20 protein-coding genes and 1 pseudogene are annotated in these 22,493 nt (G+C 65.8%); 9 read left to right on the top strand and 12 right to left on the bottom strand.

The window, feature by feature from the left end; translation table 11 throughout:
- Positions 1-4: 4 nt before the first annotated feature.
- Together ACTXG5_RS17635 and ACTXG5_RS17630 are read left to right on the top strand one after the other, a co-directional pair.
- Entirely contained in the window at positions 5-655 is a 651-nt protein-coding gene (locus ACTXG5_RS17635) for a TetR/AcrR family transcriptional regulator (RefSeq protein WP_445160017.1), read from the top strand.
- Positions 656-668: 13 nt separating this feature from the next.
- Entirely contained in the window at positions 669-1,472 is an 804-nt protein-coding gene (locus ACTXG5_RS17630) for an SDR family NAD(P)-dependent oxidoreductase (protein ID WP_445160016.1), read from the top strand.
- A gap of 31 nt (positions 1,473-1,503) precedes the next feature.
- On the opposite strand, the gene cobN is transcribed toward ACTXG5_RS17630, so the two are convergent.
- The 5 genes from cobN to ACTXG5_RS17605 all read right to left on the bottom strand — a co-directional run bounded on the left by cobN (position 1,504) and on the right by ACTXG5_RS17605 (position 8,591).
- Positions 1,504-5,079, bottom strand: a complete 3,576-nt coding sequence (gene cobN, locus ACTXG5_RS17625; protein WP_445160015.1) for a cobaltochelatase subunit CobN — start codon at positions 5,077-5,079, stop codon at positions 1,504-1,506.
- Between the two features lie 83 nt (positions 5,080-5,162).
- Complete coding sequence (locus ACTXG5_RS17620; RefSeq protein ID WP_445160014.1) at positions 5,163-6,203, bottom strand: alpha/beta hydrolase; 1,041 nt, start codon at positions 6,201-6,203, stop codon at positions 5,163-5,165.
- 61 nt (positions 6,204-6,264) lie between these two features.
- Positions 6,265-7,101, bottom strand: coding sequence for an LLM class flavin-dependent oxidoreductase (locus tag ACTXG5_RS17615; RefSeq protein WP_445160013.1), 837 nt, complete (start codon positions 7,099-7,101; stop codon positions 6,265-6,267).
- 65 nt (positions 7,102-7,166) lie between these two features.
- A complete protein-coding gene (locus tag ACTXG5_RS17610) occupies positions 7,167-8,042 on the bottom strand; it encodes a LysR family transcriptional regulator (protein ID WP_445164477.1) in 876 nt (291 codons plus the stop codon).
- A 36-nt stretch (positions 8,043-8,078) separates the two neighbouring features.
- Entirely contained in the window at positions 8,079-8,591 is a 513-nt protein-coding gene (locus ACTXG5_RS17605; RefSeq protein ID WP_445160012.1) for a YkgB family protein, read from the bottom strand.
- 144 nt (positions 8,592-8,735) lie between these two features.
- On the opposite strand from ACTXG5_RS17605, the gene ACTXG5_RS17600 reads away from it, so the two are divergent.
- Positions 8,736-9,383, top strand: coding sequence for a CGNR zinc finger domain-containing protein (locus tag ACTXG5_RS17600; RefSeq protein ID WP_445160011.1), 648 nt, complete (start codon positions 8,736-8,738; stop codon positions 9,381-9,383).
- 41 nt (positions 9,384-9,424) lie between these two features.
- On the opposite strand, the gene ACTXG5_RS17595 is transcribed toward ACTXG5_RS17600, so the two are convergent.
- Complete coding sequence (locus tag ACTXG5_RS17595) at positions 9,425-10,504, bottom strand: methyltransferase (protein ID WP_445160010.1); 1,080 nt, start codon at positions 10,502-10,504, stop codon at positions 9,425-9,427.
- Positions 10,505-10,843: 339 nt separating this feature from the next.
- Between ACTXG5_RS17595 and ACTXG5_RS17590 the strand changes: the two genes are divergently transcribed.
- Positions 10,844-11,131 carry a CDGP domain-containing protein gene (locus ACTXG5_RS17590; protein WP_445160009.1) on the top strand — a complete coding sequence of 96 codons (288 nt, stop codon included), beginning with the start codon at positions 10,844-10,846 and terminating at the stop codon, positions 11,129-11,131.
- Between the two features lie 5 nt (positions 11,132-11,136).
- On the opposite strand, the gene ACTXG5_RS17585 is transcribed toward ACTXG5_RS17590, so the two are convergent.
- On the bottom strand, positions 11,137-12,591 hold the full coding sequence (locus ACTXG5_RS17585; protein WP_445160008.1) for a flavin-containing monooxygenase: 1,455 nt from the start codon (positions 12,589-12,591) through the stop codon (positions 11,137-11,139).
- A 122-nt stretch (positions 12,592-12,713) separates the two neighbouring features.
- Between ACTXG5_RS17585 and cobG the strand changes: the two genes are divergently transcribed.
- The 3 genes from cobG (at position 12,714) to ACTXG5_RS17570 (ending at position 15,986) form a co-directional block, all read left to right on the top strand.
- Entirely contained in the window at positions 12,714-13,814 is a 1,101-nt protein-coding gene (cobG, locus tag ACTXG5_RS17580) for a precorrin-3B synthase (RefSeq protein WP_445160007.1), read from the top strand.
- Between the two features lie 76 nt (positions 13,815-13,890).
- A complete protein-coding gene (locus ACTXG5_RS17575) occupies positions 13,891-14,517 on the top strand; it encodes a precorrin-8X methylmutase (RefSeq protein WP_445160006.1) in 627 nt (208 codons plus the stop codon).
- Positions 14,514-15,986, top strand: a complete 1,473-nt coding sequence (locus ACTXG5_RS17570; RefSeq protein ID WP_445160005.1) for a precorrin-2 C(20)-methyltransferase — start codon at positions 14,514-14,516, stop codon at positions 15,984-15,986. The genes ACTXG5_RS17575 and ACTXG5_RS17570 overlap by 4 nt, the downstream gene beginning before the upstream one ends.
- Positions 15,987-16,001: 15 nt before the next feature.
- Here the strand turns inward: ACTXG5_RS17570 and ACTXG5_RS17565 are convergent, their stop codons facing one another.
- Positions 16,002-17,573, bottom strand: a complete 1,572-nt coding sequence (locus ACTXG5_RS17565) for a PPE family protein (RefSeq protein ID WP_445160004.1) — start codon at positions 17,571-17,573, stop codon at positions 16,002-16,004.
- 154 nt (positions 17,574-17,727) lie between these two features.
- Between ACTXG5_RS17565 and ACTXG5_RS17560 the strand changes: the two are divergent.
- Both ACTXG5_RS17560 and sigC read left to right on the top strand, forming a co-directional pair.
- Positions 17,728-18,363 (top strand): annotated as a pseudogene (locus ACTXG5_RS17560) (DUF2275 domain-containing protein); the annotation flags it as partial.
- A gap of 189 nt (positions 18,364-18,552) precedes the next feature.
- Complete coding sequence (sigC, locus tag ACTXG5_RS17555; RefSeq protein ID WP_445164476.1) at positions 18,553-19,107, top strand: RNA polymerase sigma factor SigC; 555 nt, start codon at positions 18,553-18,555, stop codon at positions 19,105-19,107.
- On the opposite strand, the gene ACTXG5_RS17550 is transcribed toward sigC, so the two are convergent.
- Genes ACTXG5_RS17550 through ACTXG5_RS17535 form a run of 4 tightly spaced genes read right to left on the bottom strand, consistent with a single transcriptional unit; the run spans position 19,104 to position 22,493 of the window.
- Entirely contained in the window at positions 19,104-19,829 is a 726-nt protein-coding gene (locus tag ACTXG5_RS17550) for a cobalt-precorrin-6A reductase (RefSeq protein WP_445160003.1), read from the bottom strand. The two genes, sigC and ACTXG5_RS17550, sit on opposite strands and share 4 nt — an antisense overlap.
- Entirely contained in the window at positions 19,829-20,584 is a 756-nt protein-coding gene (gene cobM, locus ACTXG5_RS17545) for a precorrin-4 C(11)-methyltransferase (protein ID WP_445160002.1), read from the bottom strand. Before cobM ends, ACTXG5_RS17550 begins: the two co-directional genes overlap by 1 nt.
- Entirely contained in the window at positions 20,581-21,747 is a 1,167-nt protein-coding gene (cbiE, locus tag ACTXG5_RS17540) for a precorrin-6y C5,15-methyltransferase (decarboxylating) subunit CbiE (RefSeq protein WP_445160001.1), read from the bottom strand. Before cbiE ends, cobM begins: the two co-directional genes overlap by 4 nt.
- Positions 21,744-22,493, bottom strand: a complete 750-nt coding sequence (locus tag ACTXG5_RS17535; protein ID WP_445160000.1) for an SDR family NAD(P)-dependent oxidoreductase — start codon at positions 22,491-22,493, stop codon at positions 21,744-21,746. The genes cbiE and ACTXG5_RS17535 overlap by 4 nt, the downstream gene beginning before the upstream one ends.

The following is a 22,493-nucleotide window of genomic DNA, read 5'->3' as shown; positions in this document are numbered from 1 at the left end:
CCGGATGAGCGCTCCCCGGGCGCGGCGGCGCGACAAACTGGATCCAGACCCGGCGGTACGCCGCGACATTCTCGCGGCCGCGTCACAAACCTTGCGCGAGAACGGTGTCCGCGGACTGAGCATCGCCGCGGTGCTGGAACGCGCTGAGTTGAGCACTCGCGCCTTCTATCGGCATTTCGACTCCAAGGAGGAACTGGTCGCCGCGGTCTTCCTGGAGGCCGCACGCGCGGAAAGGCGCCGGCTCCAACGCCGAATGGCCGCTGCCGCAACGGAGGTCGAAGCGGTAGCAGCGTGGATCGACGGACGACTCGACTTGGCGTTCGACGACAACCTCAAGTCCGATTTGCGGCGACTGTCGCTGGAAGCTCAATCACAGACCTTCGCCTCCCCTGGTCTGGTTCAGCCCGCATATGCCGAAATGCTCAAGCCACTCAGCGACGCCCTGCAGCACGGCCTGCAGCGCGGGGTGTTCCACCACATCGACCCAGTGACCGACGCGGAGTTCATCCAAGGCGTGGTGTGGGCGAGCACCAACCGGCAGTGGCGGACCGGCGATTGCGATCGCGCCGAAGTCCGCGAAGACGCGCTCCGTTTCTGCCTGCGCGCGTTGGGCGCGGCACCCGAAGCGATCTATCAGATCTGCTCAACCGACTGACAAGGGAGTATCCATGGACCTGGGTTTCGCCGGATCGACAGCCGTGGTCACCGGCGGCAGCAAGGGGATGGGGCTGGCCATTGCCGAAGCCCTTGCGGCCGAAGGGGCCAGCGTGGCGGTGATGGCCAGGAACCGGGCGGCCCTCGATGCCGCCGTGGGATCGCTCCAGAAGGCCGGCGCACCCGACGCCGTGGGGATCAGCGTGGATATGGCTGACGCCGAGTCCATCGCCAATGGCTTCGCGGCAGTCGCCGAGCGCTGGGGCCGACTCAACAGCTTGGTCCACACCATCGGCCCGGGTGACGGCTACTTCGAGCAGATGGATGACACGCAGTGGGACGATGCGTTCGCGCTGGGCACGATGTCGGCCGTGCGGTCGATCCGCTCCTCGTTGCCGCTACTGCGCTCAGCGGAGTGGGCCCGCATTGTGACGCTGTCCGCGCACTCGATTCAACGACAGAATCCGCGCATCGTCGCCTACACCGCGTCCAAGGCAGCATTGGCCAGTATCACCAAGAACCTTTCCAAACGCCTTGCCAGCGAAGGCATCCTGGTAAACTGCGTATGTCCAGGGACAATTGTGACCGCCAGCTTCACCGAAAACCTCAAAGACATCCTGGCGGCCGACGGCCTCGACGCCACTGACCCCCACGATGTCATGACCTGGATCGACAACAACTTTCATCAGCCTTGCGACCTCGGTCGCGCCGGGCTTCCCGAGGAGATCGCGTCCATCACCGCATACTTGGCGTCCCGGCGAAACGGCTACGTCACCGGAGCCACGGTGAACGTGGACGGCGGATCGGACTTCATCTGAGGGGCACCGTTAGCCCGCCAGCAGGTGCTGCCTAGCCCTCGAGATCGCTCTCGGTTTCCAATAGCGCTTGGCGTAGTCCGTCCAGGATTTCCGGCTGCGGCTCGGCCCACATGCCGCGGCCGGCTGCCTCCAGCAACCGTTCGGCCATACCATGCAATGCCCACGGGTTAGATTCCGTCATGAACTTGCGGTTCTCCGGATCCAGCACATAGCGCTCGGTGAGTTGCTCATACATCCAGTCGGCCATCACCCCCGCGGTGGCGTCGTAGCCGAAGAGGTAGTCGACGGTCGCTGCCATCTCGAATGCGCCCTTGTAGCCGTGCCGGCGCATCGCGGCCATCCAGCGGGGATTGACCACCCGGGCGCGGAATACCCGCGCGGTCTCTTCGGACAGCGTCCGGGTCCGGATCGCGTCGGGCCTGGTGTTGTCTCCGATATAGGCGGCCGGCGCCTTGCCGGTCAGCGCTCGCACCGTGGCCACCATGCCGCCGTGGTATTGGAAATAGTCGTCGGAGTCGGCGATGTCATGCTCGCGGGTGTCGGTGTTCTTGGCCGCCACCGCAATCCGCCGGTACTGGCGGTTCATGTCCTCGACCGCCTCGCGACCATCCAGGTCGCGCCCGTAGGCGAACCCGCCCCAGGCGGTGTACACCTGCGCGAGGTCCGCGTCGTCGCGCCAGTTGCGGCTGTCGATCAGCTGCAGCAGCCCGGCACCGTATGTTCCCGGTTTCGATCCGAAAATTCTTGTGGTGGCACGTCGTTCGTCACCGTGCTGGGCCAGGTCGGCCTGCGCGTGGGCGCGGACGTAGTTGGCCTCGGCGGGCTCTTCGAGTTCGGCGACCAACCGCACGGCGTCGTCGAGCATCGTCACGACGTGCGGGAACGCGTCGCGGAAGAACCCCGAGATCCGCACCGTCACGTCGATTCGCGGGCGGTCCAGCTCGGCCAGCGGAATCGGGGTCAGGCCGACGACGCGGCGCGATGCATCGTCCCAGACGGGCCGAACCCCCAGCAGCGCAAGGACTTCGGCGATATCGTCGCCCGAAGTCCGCATCGCCGAGGTGCCCCACACCGACAGCCCGACCGATTGCGGCCACTCCCCATGGTCGCTGCGGTACCGATCCAACAGTGAATCAGCAAGCGCGACGCCGGCTTCCCAGGCCAGGCGGGACGGTATCGCCTTGGGGTCGACGGAGTAGAAGTTGCGACCGGTGGGCAGCACGTTGACCAGGCCACGTAGCGGAGACCCCGACGGGCCAGCCGGAATGAACCGGCCGTCCAGCGCCCGCAATATCTGCTCGATCTCGGAGTCGGTGCCGGCGAGCCGGGGCACCACTTCGGTGGCCGCGAACCGCAGCACCGCGGCGACCTCGGCATTGTCGGTGAGTCGTGGGACCGCGTCGGGATCCCAGCCGCTGGCTTGCAGCGCCGCGACCAAGCCGCGTGCCACGGCCTCGGTTTGATCGACCTTGGTCCGATCGTCGGTGCCGTCTTCGGCGAGACCGAGTGCTTGTCGTAGACCCGGCAGTGCATGCTCGCCGGCGAACAGCTGGCGGGCCCGCAGGATGGCCAGCACCAGGTCGAGTTCTGGTTCCCCCGTTGGCTTTTGCCCGAGAATGTGCAGGCCGTCGCGGATCTGGACATCCTTGATCTCGCACAGCCAGCCGTCGACATGCAGGATCATGTCGTCGAACGTGTCTTCTTCCGGCCGCTCGGTCAGGCCCAGGTCGTGGTCCATCTTGGCGGCCCGGATCAGCGTCCAGATCTGCTGGCGGATGGCGGGCAGCTTGCCGGGGTCCAGGGCGGCGACGTTGGCGTGTTCGTCGAGCAGCTGTTCCAAACGCGCGATGTCACCGTAGCTTTCGGCGCGCGCCATCGGAGGGATGAGGTGGTCGACGAGCACCGCGTGTGCCCGCCTCTTGGCCTGGGTGCCCTCGCCGGGATCGTTGACGAGGAACGGGTAAATCAACGGTAGGTTGCCCAGCGCGGCGTCGGATCCACAGGACGCCGACATGCCCAGCGTCTTGCCCGGCAGCCACTCGAGGTTGCCGTGCTTGCCCAGATGCACCACCGCGTGGGATCCGAATCCGGCGTCCAGCCAGTGGTAGGCGGCCAGGTAGTGGTGGCTGGGCGGTAAGTCGGGGTCGTGGTAGATGGCGACGGGATTCTCGCCGAACCCGCGGGGCGGCTGCACCAGCACTACCAGATTGCCGGACTGCATTGCGGCGATGACTATCTCGCCGTCGGGGTCGTTGGTACGATCGACGAACAGATCCCCGGGCGCTGGGCCCCAATGCTGTTCGACGGCGTCGCGGAATTCTTCGGGCAGGGTGGCGAACCAATCGCGGTAGTCCTTGGCGGACAACCTGATCGGGTTGCCGCCCAATTGATCTTCGGTGAGCCAGTCGGGGTCCTGCCCGCCGCGTTCGATCAGGGCGTGTATCAGGGCGTCGCCGTCATTGGCGTCCACTCCGGGCAGATCGCCCACCTGATATCCGCGGTCGCGCATCGCCCGCAGTAGCGCCACCGCGCTGGCCGGGGTGTCCAATCCGACCGCGTTGCCGATGCGGGCGTGCTTGGTGGGATACGCCGAGAACACCAGAGCCACCCGCTTGTCGGCGGGAGCGATATACCGCAGCTGCGCGTGCCGGACGGCCAGTCCCGCGACCCGTGCGCAGCGTTCCGGGTCGGCGACATACGCGATCAGTCCGTCGTCGTCGATCTCTTTGAACGAGAACGGAACGGTGATGATGCGCCCGTCGAACTCGGGCACCGCCACCTGACTGGCCACATCCAGCGGGCTGAGGCCGTCATCGTTTTCACACCATTGACTACGTGAGCTCGTCAAGCACAAGCCCTGCAAGATCGGGATATCCAGGGCCGCAAGGTGTTCAACGTTCCAGCTGTCGTCGTCCCCGCCGGCCGACACGGTCGCGGGCTTCAATCCCCCGGCCGCCAGCACGGTGACCACCATGGCGTCGGCACTGCCCAGCCGTTGCAGTAGTTCGGGTTCAGCGGTGCGCAGCGATGCGCAGTAGACGGGTAGTGGTCGCGCGCTGGCGTCTTCGATGGCCGCGCACAGCGATTCGATGTATGCGGTGTTGCCGGCCAGATGCTGCGCGCGGTAGTAGAGCACCGCGATCGTCGGGCCGTCGGCGTTCTGCGATTGCGGCCGTTCCAGTTCACCCCAGGTCGGGGTCACCACCGGCTCGGTGAACCCGACGCCGGTCATCAGCACGGTGTCGGACAGGAAGGCGTGCAGCTGGCGCAGGTTCTCCACGCCACCGTGCGCCAAGTAAATGTGAGCCTGTACCGCGATGCCGGCCGAGAGGGTCGACAGACCGGTCAACTCGGCGTCGGCAGCCTGCTCGCCACTGACCAGCACCGTCGGAATCCCGCTGGCGATCACGGTGTCGATGCCGCTTTGCCAGGCGCGGTAGCCGCCGAGAATCCGGACGACCACGATCGACGCGCCGGCCAACAGGTCGGGCAGCTCCTCATCAGACAGCCGCGACGGGTTGGCCCATCGATAGTTTCTGCCGCTGGAACGGGCGCTGATCAGGTCGGTGTCGGACGTCGACAGCAGCACGATCGTCGGCTCAGGCACCCCTCATTCGTACCCCAGAGAGGTTTGGTGCGCAGCGGCGGCCGAGGCTGACGCTGAGGCATCGGCCTTCGACACGGCCAATATTACCGATGCAGTGCTTTGTTCAACGCCGCCAGCCCGCGGTTGGTGGCTTCGGCGGCGGCGGGTACAAGATCGGCGAAGTTGACATAGCCGTGCACCAGGGACGGCTCGTTGCTCAACTCCACCGAGACACCGGCGGCCTGGAGCAACCGGGCGTACTGGATTCCATGGTCGCGTAGCGAATCATGCCCGGCGGTGCCAATGAAGGCCGGCGGCAGACCGGACAGGTCAGCGGCGTTAGACGGCGTGAGGGTGGCGGGCAGTGTCGCGCGATCGCTGAGGTCGAGGTTGGGCACGTACCAAGTCAGGAATGTCTCGATGCCCTTGCGGTCCAGCAGGGGCGCATCAGCATTCTCGGTGAAAGAGGGCAACGACGGGTCCGGAGTGATCCATGGATACCAGAGCAACTGGAAAACGAGTGGGGGCACGCCGTTTTCGGCGTTATCGCGCGCCAGCTGTGCCATAACAGCGGAGATGTTGGCGCCGGCCGAGTCCCCGGCGACGGCGATCCGGTTGGGGTCACCGCTGAGCTCGGCGGCGTGCTCGCTCACCCAACGCAATGCCGCCCAACTGTCGTTGATCCCAGCCGGGAAGGGATGCTCGGGGGCCAGTCGGTAGTCAACCGACACCACAACGGCGTCCGCAGCGACACAGTGCGCGCGAGCGACACCGTCGTGGGTGTCCAGATCGCCGGTCGACCAGCCGCCTCCGTGGTAGAAGACGACGACGGGCAGCGCCGCATCGGGAACCTCACTGGGCGGCCAGTAGATGCGGACTGCGATGTCGGTGTGTTCGCCGTGGCCGACGGTGCGGTCCTCGATCCGTAGCTCCGGAAGCGTTTCCGGGGGTACTTGGAGCTGCTTGACCCTGGCGCGTACCGCATCGACACCGTCTGCCAAGTTGAAGATCGGGGGCAACGAGTCCAGTAACGCCTTGAACGTTGGATCGATGTCTGCTCTGGCAGGTCCGCTGCCGCCCGCGCCACCATCTGGATTGCCCAGAAACACAAGCTCATTCACATCCTGGTCTGATCCACCACTCATTTATCTCTCCTTACTCGGGGAATGAAATTCGGAATCCCATGCTGTGCTGGACGTCTCGGTCCTATTCCGATCGGTCGAGTGCGCGTCGCCAGGCGGCCATGTCTTCGAGGACCGTCAGGTCATGCCGGCCAAGCGTCGTTTGGACTTCGGCGACGAACGTTCTAACGCCCTCGGCGAGAAGGGTGTCGGCGTGCGCTGCCCCCGCCCAGGCGGCTGACCGTGCGATCTCAGCGGGGTCACGCGATAGTTCGTGCATCGTCGTATTGAGTAAGGCATTATCACGCCGGAAAACGACGAGATCCGCGCAACTGTGCCATGTTTGGGCATGACGAGCGACTAGGCCCATTGCCCGTGGCCCACCAGATCCAGTCATGATGATCGGGATCGCGCGGACTTGTGGATGAAGTGGGTCGGACAGTACGCGCTCGAGGTGCTGAAGGGCGGCCTCGAATCGATTCATTCGCGAAGCAGCGGTGTCGTGGCCGTATCGGCTGTAGTCCACGCCGTAACGCGAGATCACCGCACCAGGATCGTGGTCGCCAATTCCGAAGACGAGTCGGCCGCCTGAGATGCTAGCGACCGTGTGCGCCATGTCGGCCAGTTGGTCCACGTTGCGGTACCCGATGCCCGTCACAAACAATCCGATTTCGGCCCGGTTGGTAATCTCGCCCCACGAGCCAAGCGCAGTCCAGCCTTCGAAGTAGTTAAGTTCCTCTGCGCCGGTTAATATCTGGACGGCATTGCCTGCGACGCCGACGGTGGGGTGCTGAACTTGATCATTGCCGAAGATGAGGTCAGCTCCGAGATCCTCTGCGCGCCGAACGGTGTCACGCCACAGTGAGTAGTCACCGGGACCGCTAGGACGGAGGTGGACTCCGATCTTGATTTGGTGGATCACCGGATTGGCAGCCTTTCATGACGTTGTAAAACTCGCGCCAGGTGTAATGAAAGCGTTCTCGTGCGTTAACCAGGATCCGGCCAGGCGGGCAGACCGCGACGACGGATGTCCGTGAGAAATTGGCGCACGAGTGCGTCTGAAGGTGAGGCAACCACAGCAATGATGTCGCGCTCTACTGCGGGTTGTAGCCGCCGCACTACCCCCTTCGGCTCAGGGGCCAAGGCCGATACGGGAACAAGCGCGACACCGATTCCTGCCGCGGCCAATTGGGCTGCTGTGCGTGGACTGCGCGTGCGCAGTACAGGATTCAGCGCGACCTTATGCCGGTCAGCAAACTCGTCGACCCACGCAGACATGCCGTTGTCGGTGTCGTAGTGGACGAATGGTTCACCAGCCAGCTCGCGTATGGCGACTCCCGTATTCAGGTCTGCGAAACGATGACCCGTTGGCACAACAACGACCATCTCCTCTTGGCCAAGAACGCTGACGTGAGCGCTCGTGGTTGTTGGCCGGGGACCGAAGGCAATGTCGATGTGCCCGCCTTCCAGACGCTTGACCATCGCATCGGCGCTGGTGAACTCTGAGAGGTCCAGCTGCACGTCGGGGCGCTGCGAACACCACTGACGCAGCACCGGGACCAGTAGCCACGCGGTCATCGTCTCTACACATGCAATCCGAATCCTGCCCGCACGGGCGCGACCGACTCCCCTCCCGACCTGTATTGCCCTTGCTGCGGCGGCGAGCGCGAGTTGGGCCTCCTCGGCTGCGGCTCGGCCAGCCGCCGTCAGCTGTATCCCTCGCGGCAGGCGTTCCACGACGGCTGCACCCAGTTCCCGTTCCAATGAAGCGATCTGATGGGACATTGCGGGTTGTGATATGTAGAGCGCTGCCGCAGCCCTGCTGATCGATCGGTGCTCCACCAGCGCGACGAGGCACTCCAACGTTCGCAAAGTCGTCAATTTGTCGTCCGCCTCAGATCACTGGGTGGCCGCGAGACCCGAAGGCCTCGAGGCGCGAATGGCATCCGCCAGAGTCCAGAATGAAAGGCCCAGTAGCGGAATGTCTTTGAGTAAGAACTCGCCGGTAAGCGAGAGCGCCGGGAAACCACCACCTGCCGCTTCGCCGACACCTGGGGTGGTGAACAGAAAGCTGATAGTGAACACGAACAGCATGATCGCCAGCAGACTTCCGACGATCGACAATTTTGGCGCGAGCGGCTTGATAGCCAGCAAGAGCGCGGCGCTAACTTCAAATACACCCAATAATGCCGAGAAGCCATACACCGGCAGGTATTGGTAGAGCCAGCCCATAAACGGGCTATTGCTCACGAGGGGCTGGATTTGGTGTGCTTCGAAGTTCATGAACTTCAGCGCCCCGATCCAACCGATGACGACGACCAGGCCATAGCGCCCCAGCACACCGGCAATCGTCTCGATCACGGAGACGCGCAGGGCACGGTCACCAAGAGAAGGGGTCGGGAAGGTCGTCATCTCTATCTCCTGCGGGGTGGTGGGATGGGTCGGCCTCACAACAAGGCTCACGCTGACGTACTAATGGTTATAGTAGATACTAACCATTAGTACGACAGGTTGCAATGGGAAGCCGGTCAAGTGGTCGACATACTGGAGGTGACGATGTCGACTTCCACGTATAAGCCCCGCCTGGATGAGCCCAGGCCAATCGCCCTGGTCAACACGATCTGGGCGGACCGCTTTGGTGTGCACGATGCGCTCGGCGGGACCGCCGACGTGCAGCTGTGGGTTCGGGCGGTTGGCGAGTCGATGAAGCTGAGGCCGGCACTGCGCAACACCGACACGATTTCGGTCGACGCCGCGCAACGCCTGGTTGGTCTGCGGGATGCGGTGCGACGGCTGGCCGCTGAACACACTGACGATCCAAGGTCTTTGGGTGAGTCCCCCGTACCCGACCGAACCACGGCCATTTCGATGGTGAATGCCGCATCGGCGTTGAGTTCCGTGCGGCCTGAACTTGTTCTGGACGGGCCAACGCTGGGACGCCGCGATGTCTGGGATGGCGGATCATCCGTAGATGCGCTCACCGCGGTAATCGCGCGCGAAACAATGGAATTGATCTTCAGCCCACAGTGGCAGCAGTTGCGTCCCTGTGTCGCCCCGGGATGCGCCTACTATTTCGTCAAAGAGCACTTCCGCCGCGAGTGGTGCTCGGCTGTGTGTGGCAACCGTGCCCGAGTCGCGCGACACGCGCAGCGACGCCGCGTCGTGCAGCCTCGCAAATCGCCTGTCGGCAAACAGGATCCATAATTCTAGGTGGCAAGGTCCGGCCTTCCTGCGGCGAGCTTGGTCTAGTCAACGACTGCCTCGATAACGCTCTGCGGGTACGTGGTAGGACGCACCGAGATGCGGCGCAGTCCCGCGGCGGTGAGGAGGCTATCGAATTCGTCGAGCGAACGCGACCGTCCGCCAAGGACGGCAAGCATGGCCAGGTCGTCCAGGGTGGCCATGCGGCCGGGGTCGGTGAGTTCTCCGACGATGAATTCGATGATCGCGATTCTGGCTCCGGGAAGGGCCGCGCGGCGGCACTGTCGCAGTATTTCGATGCACTGCTGGTCATTCCAGTTATGCAGAATGAACTTCAAAAGGTAAAGATCGCCCGGCGGCACCGACTTGAAGAAGTCCCCGCCCACCACCACGGTGCGATCCGGAAATCCCGACCGGGCGATGTCGGACTGGGCCCACGCGATAACCGCCGGCTCATCGAAGATGACCGCCTGCAACGCCGCGTTGGCCCGTTGCAGAAGGCGCACCAACGTCCCATTGGCACCGCCAACGTCGACGGCACGTTGCACCTTCGTCGTATCGATCACCTCAGCGATGTTGTGACTCCAGCATGACGTCGCACTAGCCATGGCAGCAGAGAATCGTTCACCGGCCTCCGGGTTCTGCGCGAGATGGGCGTAGAACTGCGGCTCAGCGGCACCATCGGCTTGGCGGTCTCCATTCCTGACGGACGTGACGAATCCATTCCAACTCTGCAGCACCTCAGGATCGGTGAAGGACAACGCAATCGACCGCAGGGAACGCGTCGCGTCCTGGCGGAGAGTAGCCAATCCGTCAGTTGAGTGGAAGCGCCTATCGGCATCGACGGTTATCAACCCCAACCCGACTCCGGCCCTCAGGAGTCGAAAAGTGGTCTCCACCGCAGCGCCCTCCCGATCGGCTATCTCGTCTGCGGTCAAACCACCTGATGCGAGGTGATCGGCGATCGACAAATCCGCGATAGCCCTTATTGTTTGGGAGACCCAGTAGCCCAGGATCATGTCCATCACCTCTTGGTGGACATGATCCTTCTCTTGGTGAGCATCGGCAGGCACTGTCCTAGCGAGCGTCGACTCGGGGTGGTGGGGTTGTGATTCTGCAGTCAATGCAGGCTCCTCTGGTCAGTGGTTACGGCACGCTGGCCACGCAGCCAATTTTTGATTCCCTTGCAACGCTAGCCATTACGCGAGCAGGTCGGGCATTGACAGGCATACAGATTTAGAATGCAAACATAGAAAAGTCGAATATGTAGAGGCCCACGGCGAGGGTGCTTGATCCTTGGTTTTCCGGTACGGCCGGCGGGGAGTGTGCAATGCCGGCGTTTAGTGTGCGTCCAAGGCGGGAATGGGCCCCGAATTTCACCCTCAATGCACACTCGACGCCGGGACTACACACTCGGTAGCGTCATTGGTTACGCACCAGCGGCGATGTGACGGGAGAAAACCATGACGCACTACATCGTCGGAGGAGTGGCCGCCGTGCTGATCAGCGGAGGGCTGATCGCCGCGGCGCCGCCGGCCAGCGCCGGTTGCCAGTACGGAGGACCCGTTCTCAGCAAGTGCGATGGACCCATCCAGCCCGACGGCACCTGGCAACGTTGCGTGGTATCTACCTACTTAGTGCCTAGCGGCGCCAGTTCCTTCCTGGTGCCCGACAAGCGCTGCGACGTGATGGGTGCTGACCAGCACCCTTGGGGTGCCTTCGCTGACCCACCCGTGCACATCGACGACTAAGCCTGTCAAGCGGTGCGCACGTCGAAGTCCGCGAGATCGGGCTGGCGCAAAAGCTTGCGGTGCGTTTCCGGTGTCCACGGGAACACTTCGGGCAGGCCATCCTTGCCCACGTACCAACTGTTGCAGCCGGACGCCCAAATAGTCTGCGGTATAGCGCCTTTCAGGAGCTCGTTGTATTCCTTGGTTGCGGCTTCCGTCGGCGCGACAGTACGCACCAATCCAGCACGGAGCTGATTGATCCACCAGATCGCGAAATCGGCTTGGTCCTCGGCGATGGCCATGTAGGACTGATGGCCGATCGGCGAATGTGGACCCATCAGCATGAACAGGTTGGGAAACCGCGGCACCGCGACCGACCGATACGCGATCGGACCGTCGGCCCAGGCCTCGTCCAAGGTGATCCCGCCCTCCCCGATCAGCTGCAGCGGTCGCACGTAGGCCCTGGCGTCAAACCCGGTGGCGTAGACCAGCAGATCGAGTTCGTGCAAGGTGCCATCGACGGTCACGATGCCGCGCGGCTCGATTCGCTCGATCCGATCGGTGACGACGTCGACAGTCGGGTGCTGCACGGACCGGTAGAAACGTCCCGACATCACCAGCCGCTTGCACATCGGCTCGTACGTCGGGGTGAGCTTGGCCCGCAGCTGCGGGTCGCGCACCCGCCGCAGGTTCCATCGACACGTGCCCTGGACCAGACTTCGGCGCAATCCCGCACGGATTGGAGCGCGGCCCAGGAAGCGCTCGGAGAACGACCGCCAAAACGAGTGCCCCAGCCCGTTGAACGCCGGCACGCGGGTCAGTAGCTGCCGAGTCAGCTGCGAGTACCGCGGGTTGGGGAGCGGCAGCACCCACTGCGCCGTGCGCTGAAACAGGGTCAACTGGCGTACCTTGTCGCCGAGCTCCGCAACGATCTGCACACCGCTCGACCCGTTTCCGATCAAGCCGATTCGCTTGTCCGGCAGGGAAACCGAGTGGTCCCATCGCGATGAATGAAAGGCCACGCCGGCGAAGGTCTCCCGCCCGGGGATGTCGGGATAGTTTGGTATCCGCAGCACCCCGGTTGCGGTGATCACCACGTCAAACGTCTCTTCGCCGAATGTGGTGGTGAGACACCATTTTCCGTCGTCGTATTCGGCTCTGGTGACGTCGCAGCCAAAACGGATGTGGCGCCGGACGCCACGTTCGTCGGCCAACCCTCGGAAGTACGCCTGTATTTCCGGCCCGGGTGACAGCAGACGTGACCACTGCGGGTTGGGCGCAAACGTGTAGGAGTAGAACCGCGACGGAACATCGCAGGTAAGACCCGGATACGTGTTGTCGCGCCAGGTGCCTCCGACCTCGTCGGCCTTTTCGAAAATGATGTACGAGTCGATGCCGGCGTCCTGTAATTTAACCGCCATGCAGAGGCCCGACATCCCGGCCCCGATTATCGCAACTCTCAATTGACGCTGCTGGGCCATCACAACCACCAACTTCCCCCCGGTATTAGCCTGACGGTACCGACGCGGCGCGCGGGTGTGGGCCCAGCAAACGGCCAGACAATAGGTGTTTTCACCGCTCACTTCTGCCTTACCGTGGACAGGTGGCCCGAACCCGCGATACCGACGCTTGTCCAGGTGCGCTGCAGGTGCATCAGGCGGCTGACGGCGCGCTGGTCCGGGTCCGACTGCCCGGCGGGATGATCACCGCCGCAGAGCTGGCGGCGCTGGCCCGCATCTCCAGTGGCTTCGGCTCCGGAACCTTGGAGCTGACCGCGCGCGGCAATGTGCAATTGCGCGCGATCACCGACGTGACAGCGGTTGCCGAGACCATCGCCAACGCCGGGCTGCTGCCGTCGGCGACGCACGAACGGGTGCGCAACATTGTCGCCTCACCGCTGACCGGTCGCGCCGGCGGACGCGCAGACGTGCGGGCCTGGGTGAGCGCGCTGGATGCGGCGATCTGCGCCGAGCCCAAACTGGTGGAACTGGGCGGCCGGTTCTGGTTCAGCATCGACGACGGCCGCGCCGACGTGTCCGGACTGGGCGCCGACGTCGGGGCGCACGTCTACGACGACGGCTGCGCACTGCTGCTGACGGGGCGAGACACCGGTCTGCGCGTGGCGCCCGACGACGTAGTCATGACACTGATCGGAGTGGCTGTCCGGTTCGTCGAGGTCCGCGAAACAGCTTGGCGCATAAGTGAATTAGCTGACATAGAAAGTCTGCTGCCCGGCGCCGGGCTCAGCGCCACCCCCTTTGCGCCCGTCTCCAAAGCGCCAGTGGGCTGGATACCCCAGGACGATGGCCGGGTCGCGTTGGGCGCCGCGGTGCCGCTGGGTGTCCTGCCCGCACGAGTTGCGGAGTACCTCGCCGCGATCGAGGCTCCGATGGTGATTACGCCGTGGCGTTCGGTGCTGGTGTGCGACCTCGACGAGGGTGTCGCCGAAGCCGCGCTGCGGGTGCTGGCGCCGTTGGGGTTGGTGTTCGACGAGAACTCCCCCTGGCTGGACGTCAGCGCATGCACCGGAAGCCCCGGGTGCGCACACTCGGCCGCCGACGTGCGGGCGGACGCCGCGCATTCGGTCGGGACGGATTCCGCGGTGCATCGTCACTTCGTCGGCTGCGAACGCGCGTGCGGCAGCCCGCCGGCCGGTCAGGTGCTGGTCGCCACCGGCGACGGATATCGCGTGCTACGAAGCTAGCGGGCCTGTGGCGATCGCCAGCGCGGCGGAGCCGGGTGCAGCGGGTCGCCACGCCAGAAAGACTTAGGGTGAGCACGTGCTCGACTACATCCGCGACGCGGCGGAGATCTATCGCCAGTCGTTCGCGACCATCCGCACCGAAGCCGACCTGGCACGATTCCCCGCCGACGTGGCCCAAGTCGTGGTCCGGTTGATCCACACCTGCGGGCAGGTTGACGTCGCCGAGCACGTCGCCTTCACCGACGACGTGGTGGCGCGGACCGGTGCCGCGCTGCGAAATGGCGCTCCCGTGCTGTGCGATTCGTCGATGGTGGCCGCCGGAATCACCACCGCACGCCTGCCCGCCGGCAACGAGGTCGTGTCGTTGGTGGCCGATCCACGCGCGCCCGAGCTGGCCGCCCGAAGACACACCACTCGCTCGGCGGCAGGTGTGGAGCTGTGGGCTGACCGGTTCGACGGCGCGGTGCTGGCGATCGGCAATGCACCCACCGCGCTGTTCCGGCTGCTCGAACTGATCGACGAGGGAGCGCCGACACCGGTGGCGGTGCTGGGCGGCCCGGTGGGATTCGTCGGGTCGGCACAGTCCAAGGACGAGCTCATCGACCGCCCGCGCGGAATGTCGTACCTGGTGGTGCGGGGTCGCCGCGGTGGCAGCGCAATGGCCGCCGCCGCCGTCAACGCGATCGCGAGCGACGCCGAATGACGACGCGAGGCACGCTCTGGGGAGTCGGGCTGGGACCCGGCGACCCAGAGTTGGTGACCGTCAAGGCCGCCCGGGTAATCGGCGAGGCCGACGTGGTCGCCTACCACAGCGCTCGGCACGGCCGCAGCATCGCCCGCGGGATCGCCGAACCGTATCTGCGGCCCGGCCAGATCGAGGAGCACCTGGTCTATCCGGTGACCACCGAGGTGACCGATCATCCTGGCGGTTATGCCGGCGCGATCGAGGACTTCTATGTCGAAGCCACCCACCGCATCGCCGCGCACCTCGATGCGGGACGCAATGTGGCGCTGCTGGCCGAGGGCGATCCACTGTTCTACAGCTCCTACATGCATCTGCACACCCGCCTGACCCATCGGTTCGACGCCGTCATCGTGCCGGGTGTGACGTCGGTGAGCGCCGCTTCAGCGGCCATCGCGACGCCGCTGGTGGCCGGTGATGAAGTGTTGTCGGTGCTGCCGGGAACCCTGCCGGTCGCCGAGCTGACCCGCCGGCTCGCCGATGCGGACGCCGCCGTGGTACTCAAACTAGGTCGTTCGTATCATGCGGTGCGGGAAGCACTTTCGGCATCCGGACGCCTAGGCGACGCCTACTACGTGGAGCGGGCCAGCACCCCCGCGCAACGGATATCGCCGGCCGCCGACGTCGACGAGGCCAGCGTTCCCTACTTCTCACTGGCCATGCTGCCCGGCGGGCGCCGAGAGCGGTCGCCGGTCGGGGCCGTCGCCGTCGTGGGCCTGGGCCCCGGCGACAACGACTGGATGACGCCGCAGAGCCGACGCGAGCTGGCCGCGGCAACCGACCTGATCGGCTACGGCAACTACCTGGATCGCGTCCCGGTCCGCGACGGTCAGCAGCGTCATCCCAGCGACAACACCGACGAACCCGCACGGGCGCGACTGGCCTGCGCACTGGCCGAACAGGGCCGCGCCGTGGCGGTGGTGTCGTCGGGCGATCCGGGGGTGTTCGCGATGGCCACCGCCGTCCTGGAAGAGGCCAAACAATGGCCCGGAGTGCAGGTCCGCGTGATTCCCGCGATGACCGCCGCTCAGGCCGTCGCCAGCCGGGTCGGCGCTCCGCTTGGTCACGACTACGCGGTGATTTCGTTGTCCGACCGGCTCAAGCCCTGGGATGTGATCGAGGCACGCCTGGCCGCAGCGGCCGCAGCCGATTTGGTGCTGGCCATCTACAACCCCGCCTCCAAAGCCCGGACCTGGCAGGTCGGCGCCATGCGCGACGTCTTGCTGACCCATCGCGAACCGGGAACGCCAGTGGTGATCGGCCGCAACGTGTCCGGGCCCGACGAGGACGTCCGCGTGGTGCGGTTGGCCGACCTAGACCCCGCCGACGTCGACATGCGCTGCCTGCTGATCGTCGGATCGTCTCAAACCCAGTGGTATACAAGCGATTCCGGCGACAAGGTGTTTACTCCCCGGCGTTATCCGACCTGAACGCGGCGACCGACGTCACTTGTCTTGGCCCCAGCTGCTCGGCAACATCGGCACTGCCGGACCGTCACTCAAACCATCACCGGTCAGCGTCGCCAGCCCTGCCGCGTGGCTCGCACCGGATGTGGTTGCGGCTCCGGCAAATCCGAGCGGTCCCGCCGGCTGGCCGGATTCTCCCACCGACGCGCTGGGCTCGTCGCCCGGACCAGAAGCCGCGTCATCGAGGTCCATGAATTCGTAGCGGTAGGCCTTGTCCTTGACGGTTGCCCCGCGGCGGCGCCGGGCCTTCAACTTCTCCTTGGCGGATGCCGCCGCGGCCGCTGCGGGAGCATCGGCGTCGTCCGGCGCGGGCTCCTCGGACTTGCGGCGTGAACGATTCTTCGCACTACTGCTCCCCGACAACCCCGACAGACCGACGGCGTACAGCGCGTCGGACAGACCGGCGCCGAGTCCGCTCGTACTGGTCGGACCGAAGCCAACTCCGGGTGGGGCACCGGCCGGTGGGGCTCCGCCGGCGGGTGCCGTAGTCGCCGTCGCGGGGGCGGGCCCGGGTGCGCTGGCGCTCGAGGTTGTCGGCACATTGCCGAATCCCGCCGGGGCCGGCGCGGTAGGCATCGGCGTGGGCGCCATTGCGGGCAACGGGGGCTGGATCGACAGGGGAACCGCGGTGCCCACCGCGATCGCCGCCGCGCCGGCTGCCGCCCCGGCGCCAGCCGCAGCGGCGATGACCATCATGGCCGGGAGGGCGACAACGGCCAGCTGAACCGCGACCTGGATGAACGGCCAGAAGATCATCAAGGTGTGGAAGATCGCCCAGCCGAGCGCACTCGACAGGGCTGGCGAAAGTCCCAGTTGACCGAAGAAAGCGGCGAGGTTGTTGACCCACGGCGCCGCCGGGAAAGGCCAGCCACCCGGATTGAGCCACTTCGACACCGGCCACGCGAAGCCGCTGGTGTACTGCTGCAGCCATTGGGTGAGCTGATCCATCCAGGACGGATAGGTTTGCGCGGCCGTTGCGGCTTGCTGCTGGGTGGTCGACGTATCCGCAGCCGCCGTCATGATCTGCGGCGCCGGCGTGGACGGTGGAACCGCGGCCAGTGCGGATTCACTGACAACCTGGTAAGTGCTCATCGTCGTGGCGGCTTGCACCCACATGCGCGCGTAATCCGCCTCGTTGACAGCGATCGGGATGGTGTTGATACCGAAGAAGTTGGTACCGACCAGGGCGCCGTGAATGGCGTGGTTCGCAGCGAGTTCGCCCAGCGTGGGCATTGCGGCCAGGGCGGCCGTGTAGGCCCCGGCCGCGGTCTCGTGCAGTGCGGCCGCAGCCGTGCTGTCGGCGGAGCTGGCCATCAGCCAGCTCAAATACGGGGCGTGGGCCGCGACGTACTGCTCCGCACTGGGGCCTTGCCAATCCCCGGCCTGCACCGCGCCCAGCAACCCGGTGAGTTCATCTGCGGCATCGGCGTATTCGGTGCTCAGCGCCGACCAAGCCCCCGCCGCCGCCAGCAACGGCCCGGGCCCGGGCCCGCTGGTCAGCAGTGTCGAGTGCACCTCGGGTGGAAAAGCGAGCCAGATCGGGGCGGTCATTGAAGCGGGCCTTCCGGGACAAACGGCGACACGAATACCTCTTCGGTGAGCCTTGTAAGCGGTGCGGGCTGGCGGTGCTTGTCTTCAGTGGTCGCTTTGCGGCGCGGTTTAGTTCCCGCCGGGTTTCTTCCAGGCCTTTGCACGCGGCGCAAGCATGCGCAACGATGCAGGGATGCGGTGTGACGTGGTGCGCGAGGCGCTTTCCGCCCGATTGGATGGCGAGCGTCCAGAAGTGCTCGCACAGCAGGTCGATGCCCACCTGGAGTCGTGTCGGGGTTGCCGCACCTGGCTGATCGGTGCCGCGGCGCAGACTCGCCGGTTCGCCTCGATTGAGCCCGGCGACGGACCCGACCTGGTCGACCGAATCATGGCGAGTATCGACGACGACGCCACCGCGCATCACGGCTGGATGCGGGCGGTGCGGTCGCGCTACGCGCGGTGGGGACTCATCGCTGTGGGTGCATTCCAGGTGGCGATCGCGGCCGCCCAAATCGGCGGAGTCAATTTCGGCATGGTGTCGCACCACATGCACGGGGCCATGTCCGGCGAACATCTCCTGCACGAGTCCACCGCATGGTTGCTCGCGTTGGGGGTGGCGATGATCGCCGCCGGCATCTGGCCGGTGATGGCGATCGGTGTCGCGGCGATTTCCGGTGCGTACTCGCTGGCGTTGATGGGTTACGTGACCGCCGACGCGCTCGACGGACAGGTGACCGCGACCCGCGTCGCCAGTCACGTCCCCCTACTGCTGGGCCTGGCGTTCGCGGTGTTGGTGGCGCGCGAACGCACGGATCGACGGAGCCCCCGAAACTCCGATTTCGACGCTTTCGATGCCGATCTGCCGAGCCACACACGGTCTTTCGCTGATCGGCGACGCGGCCATCTGCGGCCGATCAACCGGTCGTCGTCGGACCCCACCGCAAACTCTACGACAGCCCGTCGTAGACTGACCGAACCCGCGCAACGAAGGTGGTTGGCCATGACCGCGTCAAGCGACGACGAGGCCGTAACCGAACTCGCCTTGGCAGCCGCGCGCGGAAATGAGCGAGCTCTTGAGGCTTTTATCAAGGCCACTCAGAAAGACGTGTGGCGTTTCGTCGCGTACCTGTCCGACGCGGGCAGCGCCGATGATTTGACCCAAGAAACCTTCCTACGGGCAATCGGGGCAATCGAACGATTCTCCGGGCGCTCCACTGCCCGCACTTGGCTGCTGTCCATCGCGCGGCGCGTGGTCGCCGATCACATTCGCCACGTCCAGTCGCGGCCGCGCACCGCTCCGGGTGCCGACCCCGAGCAGGTGCGTAACGGCGACCGCCACGCGCGCGGATTTGAGGACCTCGTCGAAGTGACCACGATGATCGCCAACCTCACCGTCGACCAACGCGAAGCCTTGTTGCTAACTCAGCTGCTCGGGCTGCCCTACGCCGACGCTGCCGCGGTATGCGGCTGCCCCGTGGGCACTATCCGATCCCGCGTCGCCCGCGCCCGCGATGCATTGCTGGCCGACGCGGAACGCGACGACCTGACCGGTTAGCCCAGCCCGGCAACCCAATCCGCAGCCTCGCCGACGGTGGCCACCGTGTTCACTCCGTCCGGCAGCCGCGGGCGCGCCACCATTACCACCGGAATGTCCAGTGCCGCAGCGGCATCCAGCTTCGGCCGGGTCATGTCGCCGCCGCTGTTCTTGGTTACCAGGGCGTCGATCCGGTGATCGCGCATGATGGCCGTCTCGTCGTCGTAGCGATACGGCCCGCGGGACAGCACGATCTGGTGATGGCGCGGCAACGTTGCCGCGTCCGGCTCGGTGACCGCGCGAATCAAAAACCACGCGTCGCTGCCCGCGAAGGCCCTGGCCCCGGAGCGGCCGGTAGTGAGAAAAACCCGCGAATAGTGTTTTTGGGCAATGACTTCCGCGGCTTCGTTATCCGAGGCGACTACGATGGCGTCGCCGGGATCCCAGGCTGGGCGGGCCAGTACCAGGTGCGGTATGCGTAGTTCGCCACACACCTCGGCGGCGTGTGCGGTCATGGTTGCCGCAAAGGGGTGAGTCGCGTCGACGACGGCGTCGATGCTTTGTTCTTGTAGCCAGTTCCGCAGCCCGTCCACACCGCCGAATCCACCGATGCGCACCGTCCCGACGGGCAGTGCCGGATCCGGTACCCGGCCGGCCAGCGAGCTGGTCACGTCGACATTGGGGTGCAGCGCTTTGGCGAGCGCGCGTCCCTCAGCGGTGCCACCGAGCAGCAGCACCCGCATTAGTGTTGGCTCCCCCGGGCCCGCCCAGTCGAGTAGAGGTAGCTGTCGGTGAAGCCTTCGGCAGCGAGCACGTCGCCGACGATGATGACGGCGGTTTTGGTGATGGTGGCCTCGTGCATTTGGTCGGCGATGCTGGCCAGCGTCCCACGCAGTATCGTCTCCTGCGGCCAACTTGCGAAAGCTACTGCTGCGGCCGGGGTTTCGGGACGATAGCCGCCTGCCAGGAGTTGCGCGACGATGGTGTCGATCTGGGCGGCGGCCAGGTGCAGCACCAGGGTGCCACCGGATTGGGCGAGGGTTTGGAGGTCTTCGCCGGGCGGCATGGGTGTCGACAGCGTCGCTATGCGAGTCAGCGTGACCGTCTGCGCCACCCCCGGGGCGGTGAGCTCGCGTTTCAGCGCGGCGGCTGCCGCGGCGAAAGCTGGGACGCCGGGCACGATTTCGTAGCCGATGCCCAGCGCGTCGAGTCGGCGGCATTGCTCGGCCAGCGCGCTGTACAGCGACGGGTCACCGGAATGCAGCCGGGCCACGTCCTGGCCGGCGGTGTCGGCGTCGGCGAGTTCGGTGACGATCTGCTCGAGCGTCAACGGGCCGGTGTCAACGATTTTCGCGTCGGGCGGGCAGAGGGCCAATAAGTCGTCGGGCATGATCGAACCCGCGTAGAGGCACGTTTTGCATTGTTCCAGCAGGCGTTGGCCGCGCACGGTGATGAGGTCGGCCGCACCCGGGCCGGCGCCGATGAAATAGACCGTCACTTCGTCACCGCCCACTGGGTGACCGGGTGGCGCGGGCGCCAACCAGTGAAGGCGCCCAGCGGTTCGCCCTGATAGAGCTGAAAGCGCCGCAGCTGGCCGCCGAGGCGCGAATACCCTTGTATCAGAATTGATTCGGATTCGACGGTGACGGCGTTGGCAACCAGGCGCCCGTCGGCGGGCAGGTTGTCGAGGCAGGCGTCGAGCAGACCGGGATGGGTCAGGCTGCCGCCGAGGAAGATCGCGGATGGCGGTGCGGCGCCGTCGAATGCGTCGGGTGCTTGCTGGCGTACGTCGATGTTGACGCCGAAGGCGGCGGCGTTGAACTCGATGTTGCGGCGGCGCTGCTCGTTTTGTTCGAAGGCCACGGCGCTGCAGCCCCGCCAACTGCGGCACCATTCGACGGCGATGCTGCCCGATCCCGCGCCGACATCCCACAACCGTTCGCCGGGCCGCGGCGCTAGTGCCGCCAGGGTCACCGCGCGGATGCCTTGTTTGGTGATCTGCCCGTCGTGGACGAACACGTCGTCGGGCAATGGTGCGATGCGCTCGTCGGGCAAGTAGCGGACGGCGATCACGTTGAGGTCGTCGACGTCTTGTGGCGCGTCCTCGGCCCACTGGTGCGCGGTGCCGTCGCGGCGGCGTTCGGCGGGGCCGCCGAGCAGTTCGAGCACGCTGACCTCGGAATCGCCGCGGCCGTGCGCGGTGAGCAGCCGGGTCAGGGCATTCGGTGTGGACCGGTCTTTCGACAGCACTATTGCCTGGCCGCCGCGGCGCACTGCGGTGTGCGGCGGTGCGGTGACCAGGCTGATCACCTCGGTGTCGTGCACGATCCACCCCATTCGCGCGCATGCCAACGTCACCGCCGACACATGCGGCAGCACTGTCACTTTTTCTGCGCCGTGGAGGCGGATCAAGGTGCCGCCGATGCCGTGCAGCAGTGGGTCGCCGCTGGCGACGATGTGGATGTCGTCGTTGACGGGCAGCGCTTGCAGGGCGGGCAGCATCGGCGACGGCCACTCTTTGCGCTCGGCGGTCACCGTGTCGTCGAGCAAGCCGAGTTGTCGCTGTGAACCGTAAATTGTTGTGGCCGTGTGCAATTCATTGCGAGATATCGCCGAGAGCCCCGCCATACCGTCGGCGCCGATACCGATCACAATGATCATCGCGGCATCCTGCGCCAGACGAACTGCGGCAGCATCCGCATCACGACAGACGCGGACCCCAACGCCCACGGGATCCAGACGGTCCTTTTGCCCTTGGCTAACGCACGCGCGGTCGCGGCGGCCACCTGCTCCGGGGTGCTGGATAGCGGTGCCGGCGTCATGCCCTCTGTCATACGCCCGATGACGAATCCGGGGCGCGCAATCAGTAGGTGGACCCCGGTGCCGTGCAATGCGTCGGCCAGGCCACTGGCGAAGCCGTCCAGGCCGGCCTTCGCTGAGCCGTAGACGTAGTTGGCGCGCCGCACGCGCGCGCCGGCGATCGAGGAGAACACGACCAGCGATCCCCTGCCGGCCGTGCGCATGGCGGTGGCCAGCTGGGTGAGCATGCTGACTTGGGCGACGTAGTCGGTGTGCACGATGGCCACCGCGTGGTCGGCGTCGGCCTCGGCGCGGGCCTGGTCGCCGAGGATCCCGAAGGCCAGCACCGCGGTGCCGACGGGGCCGTGCTCGGCGATGATCGAGGCGACCAGCGGGCCGTGCGAGGCCAGATCGTCGGCGTCGAACTCCCTGGTGTGTACCGCCTTCGCGCCGGCTTCTTTGAGCGCACCGACCTGCTCGTCGAGGCGGTCGGCCCTGCGCGCGGCCAGCACTACCGTCGCCCCGGAAGCCAGCAGCCGCGCGAGTTCGATGCCGATCTCGCTGCGGCCGCCCAGAATTAGAACTGGACCCGCGCCCGTGTCGTCCAC

It is taken from the genome of Mycobacterium sp. Dal123C01, assembly GCF_052566995.1.
This window is presented reverse-complemented; position numbering and strand designations above follow the sequence as displayed.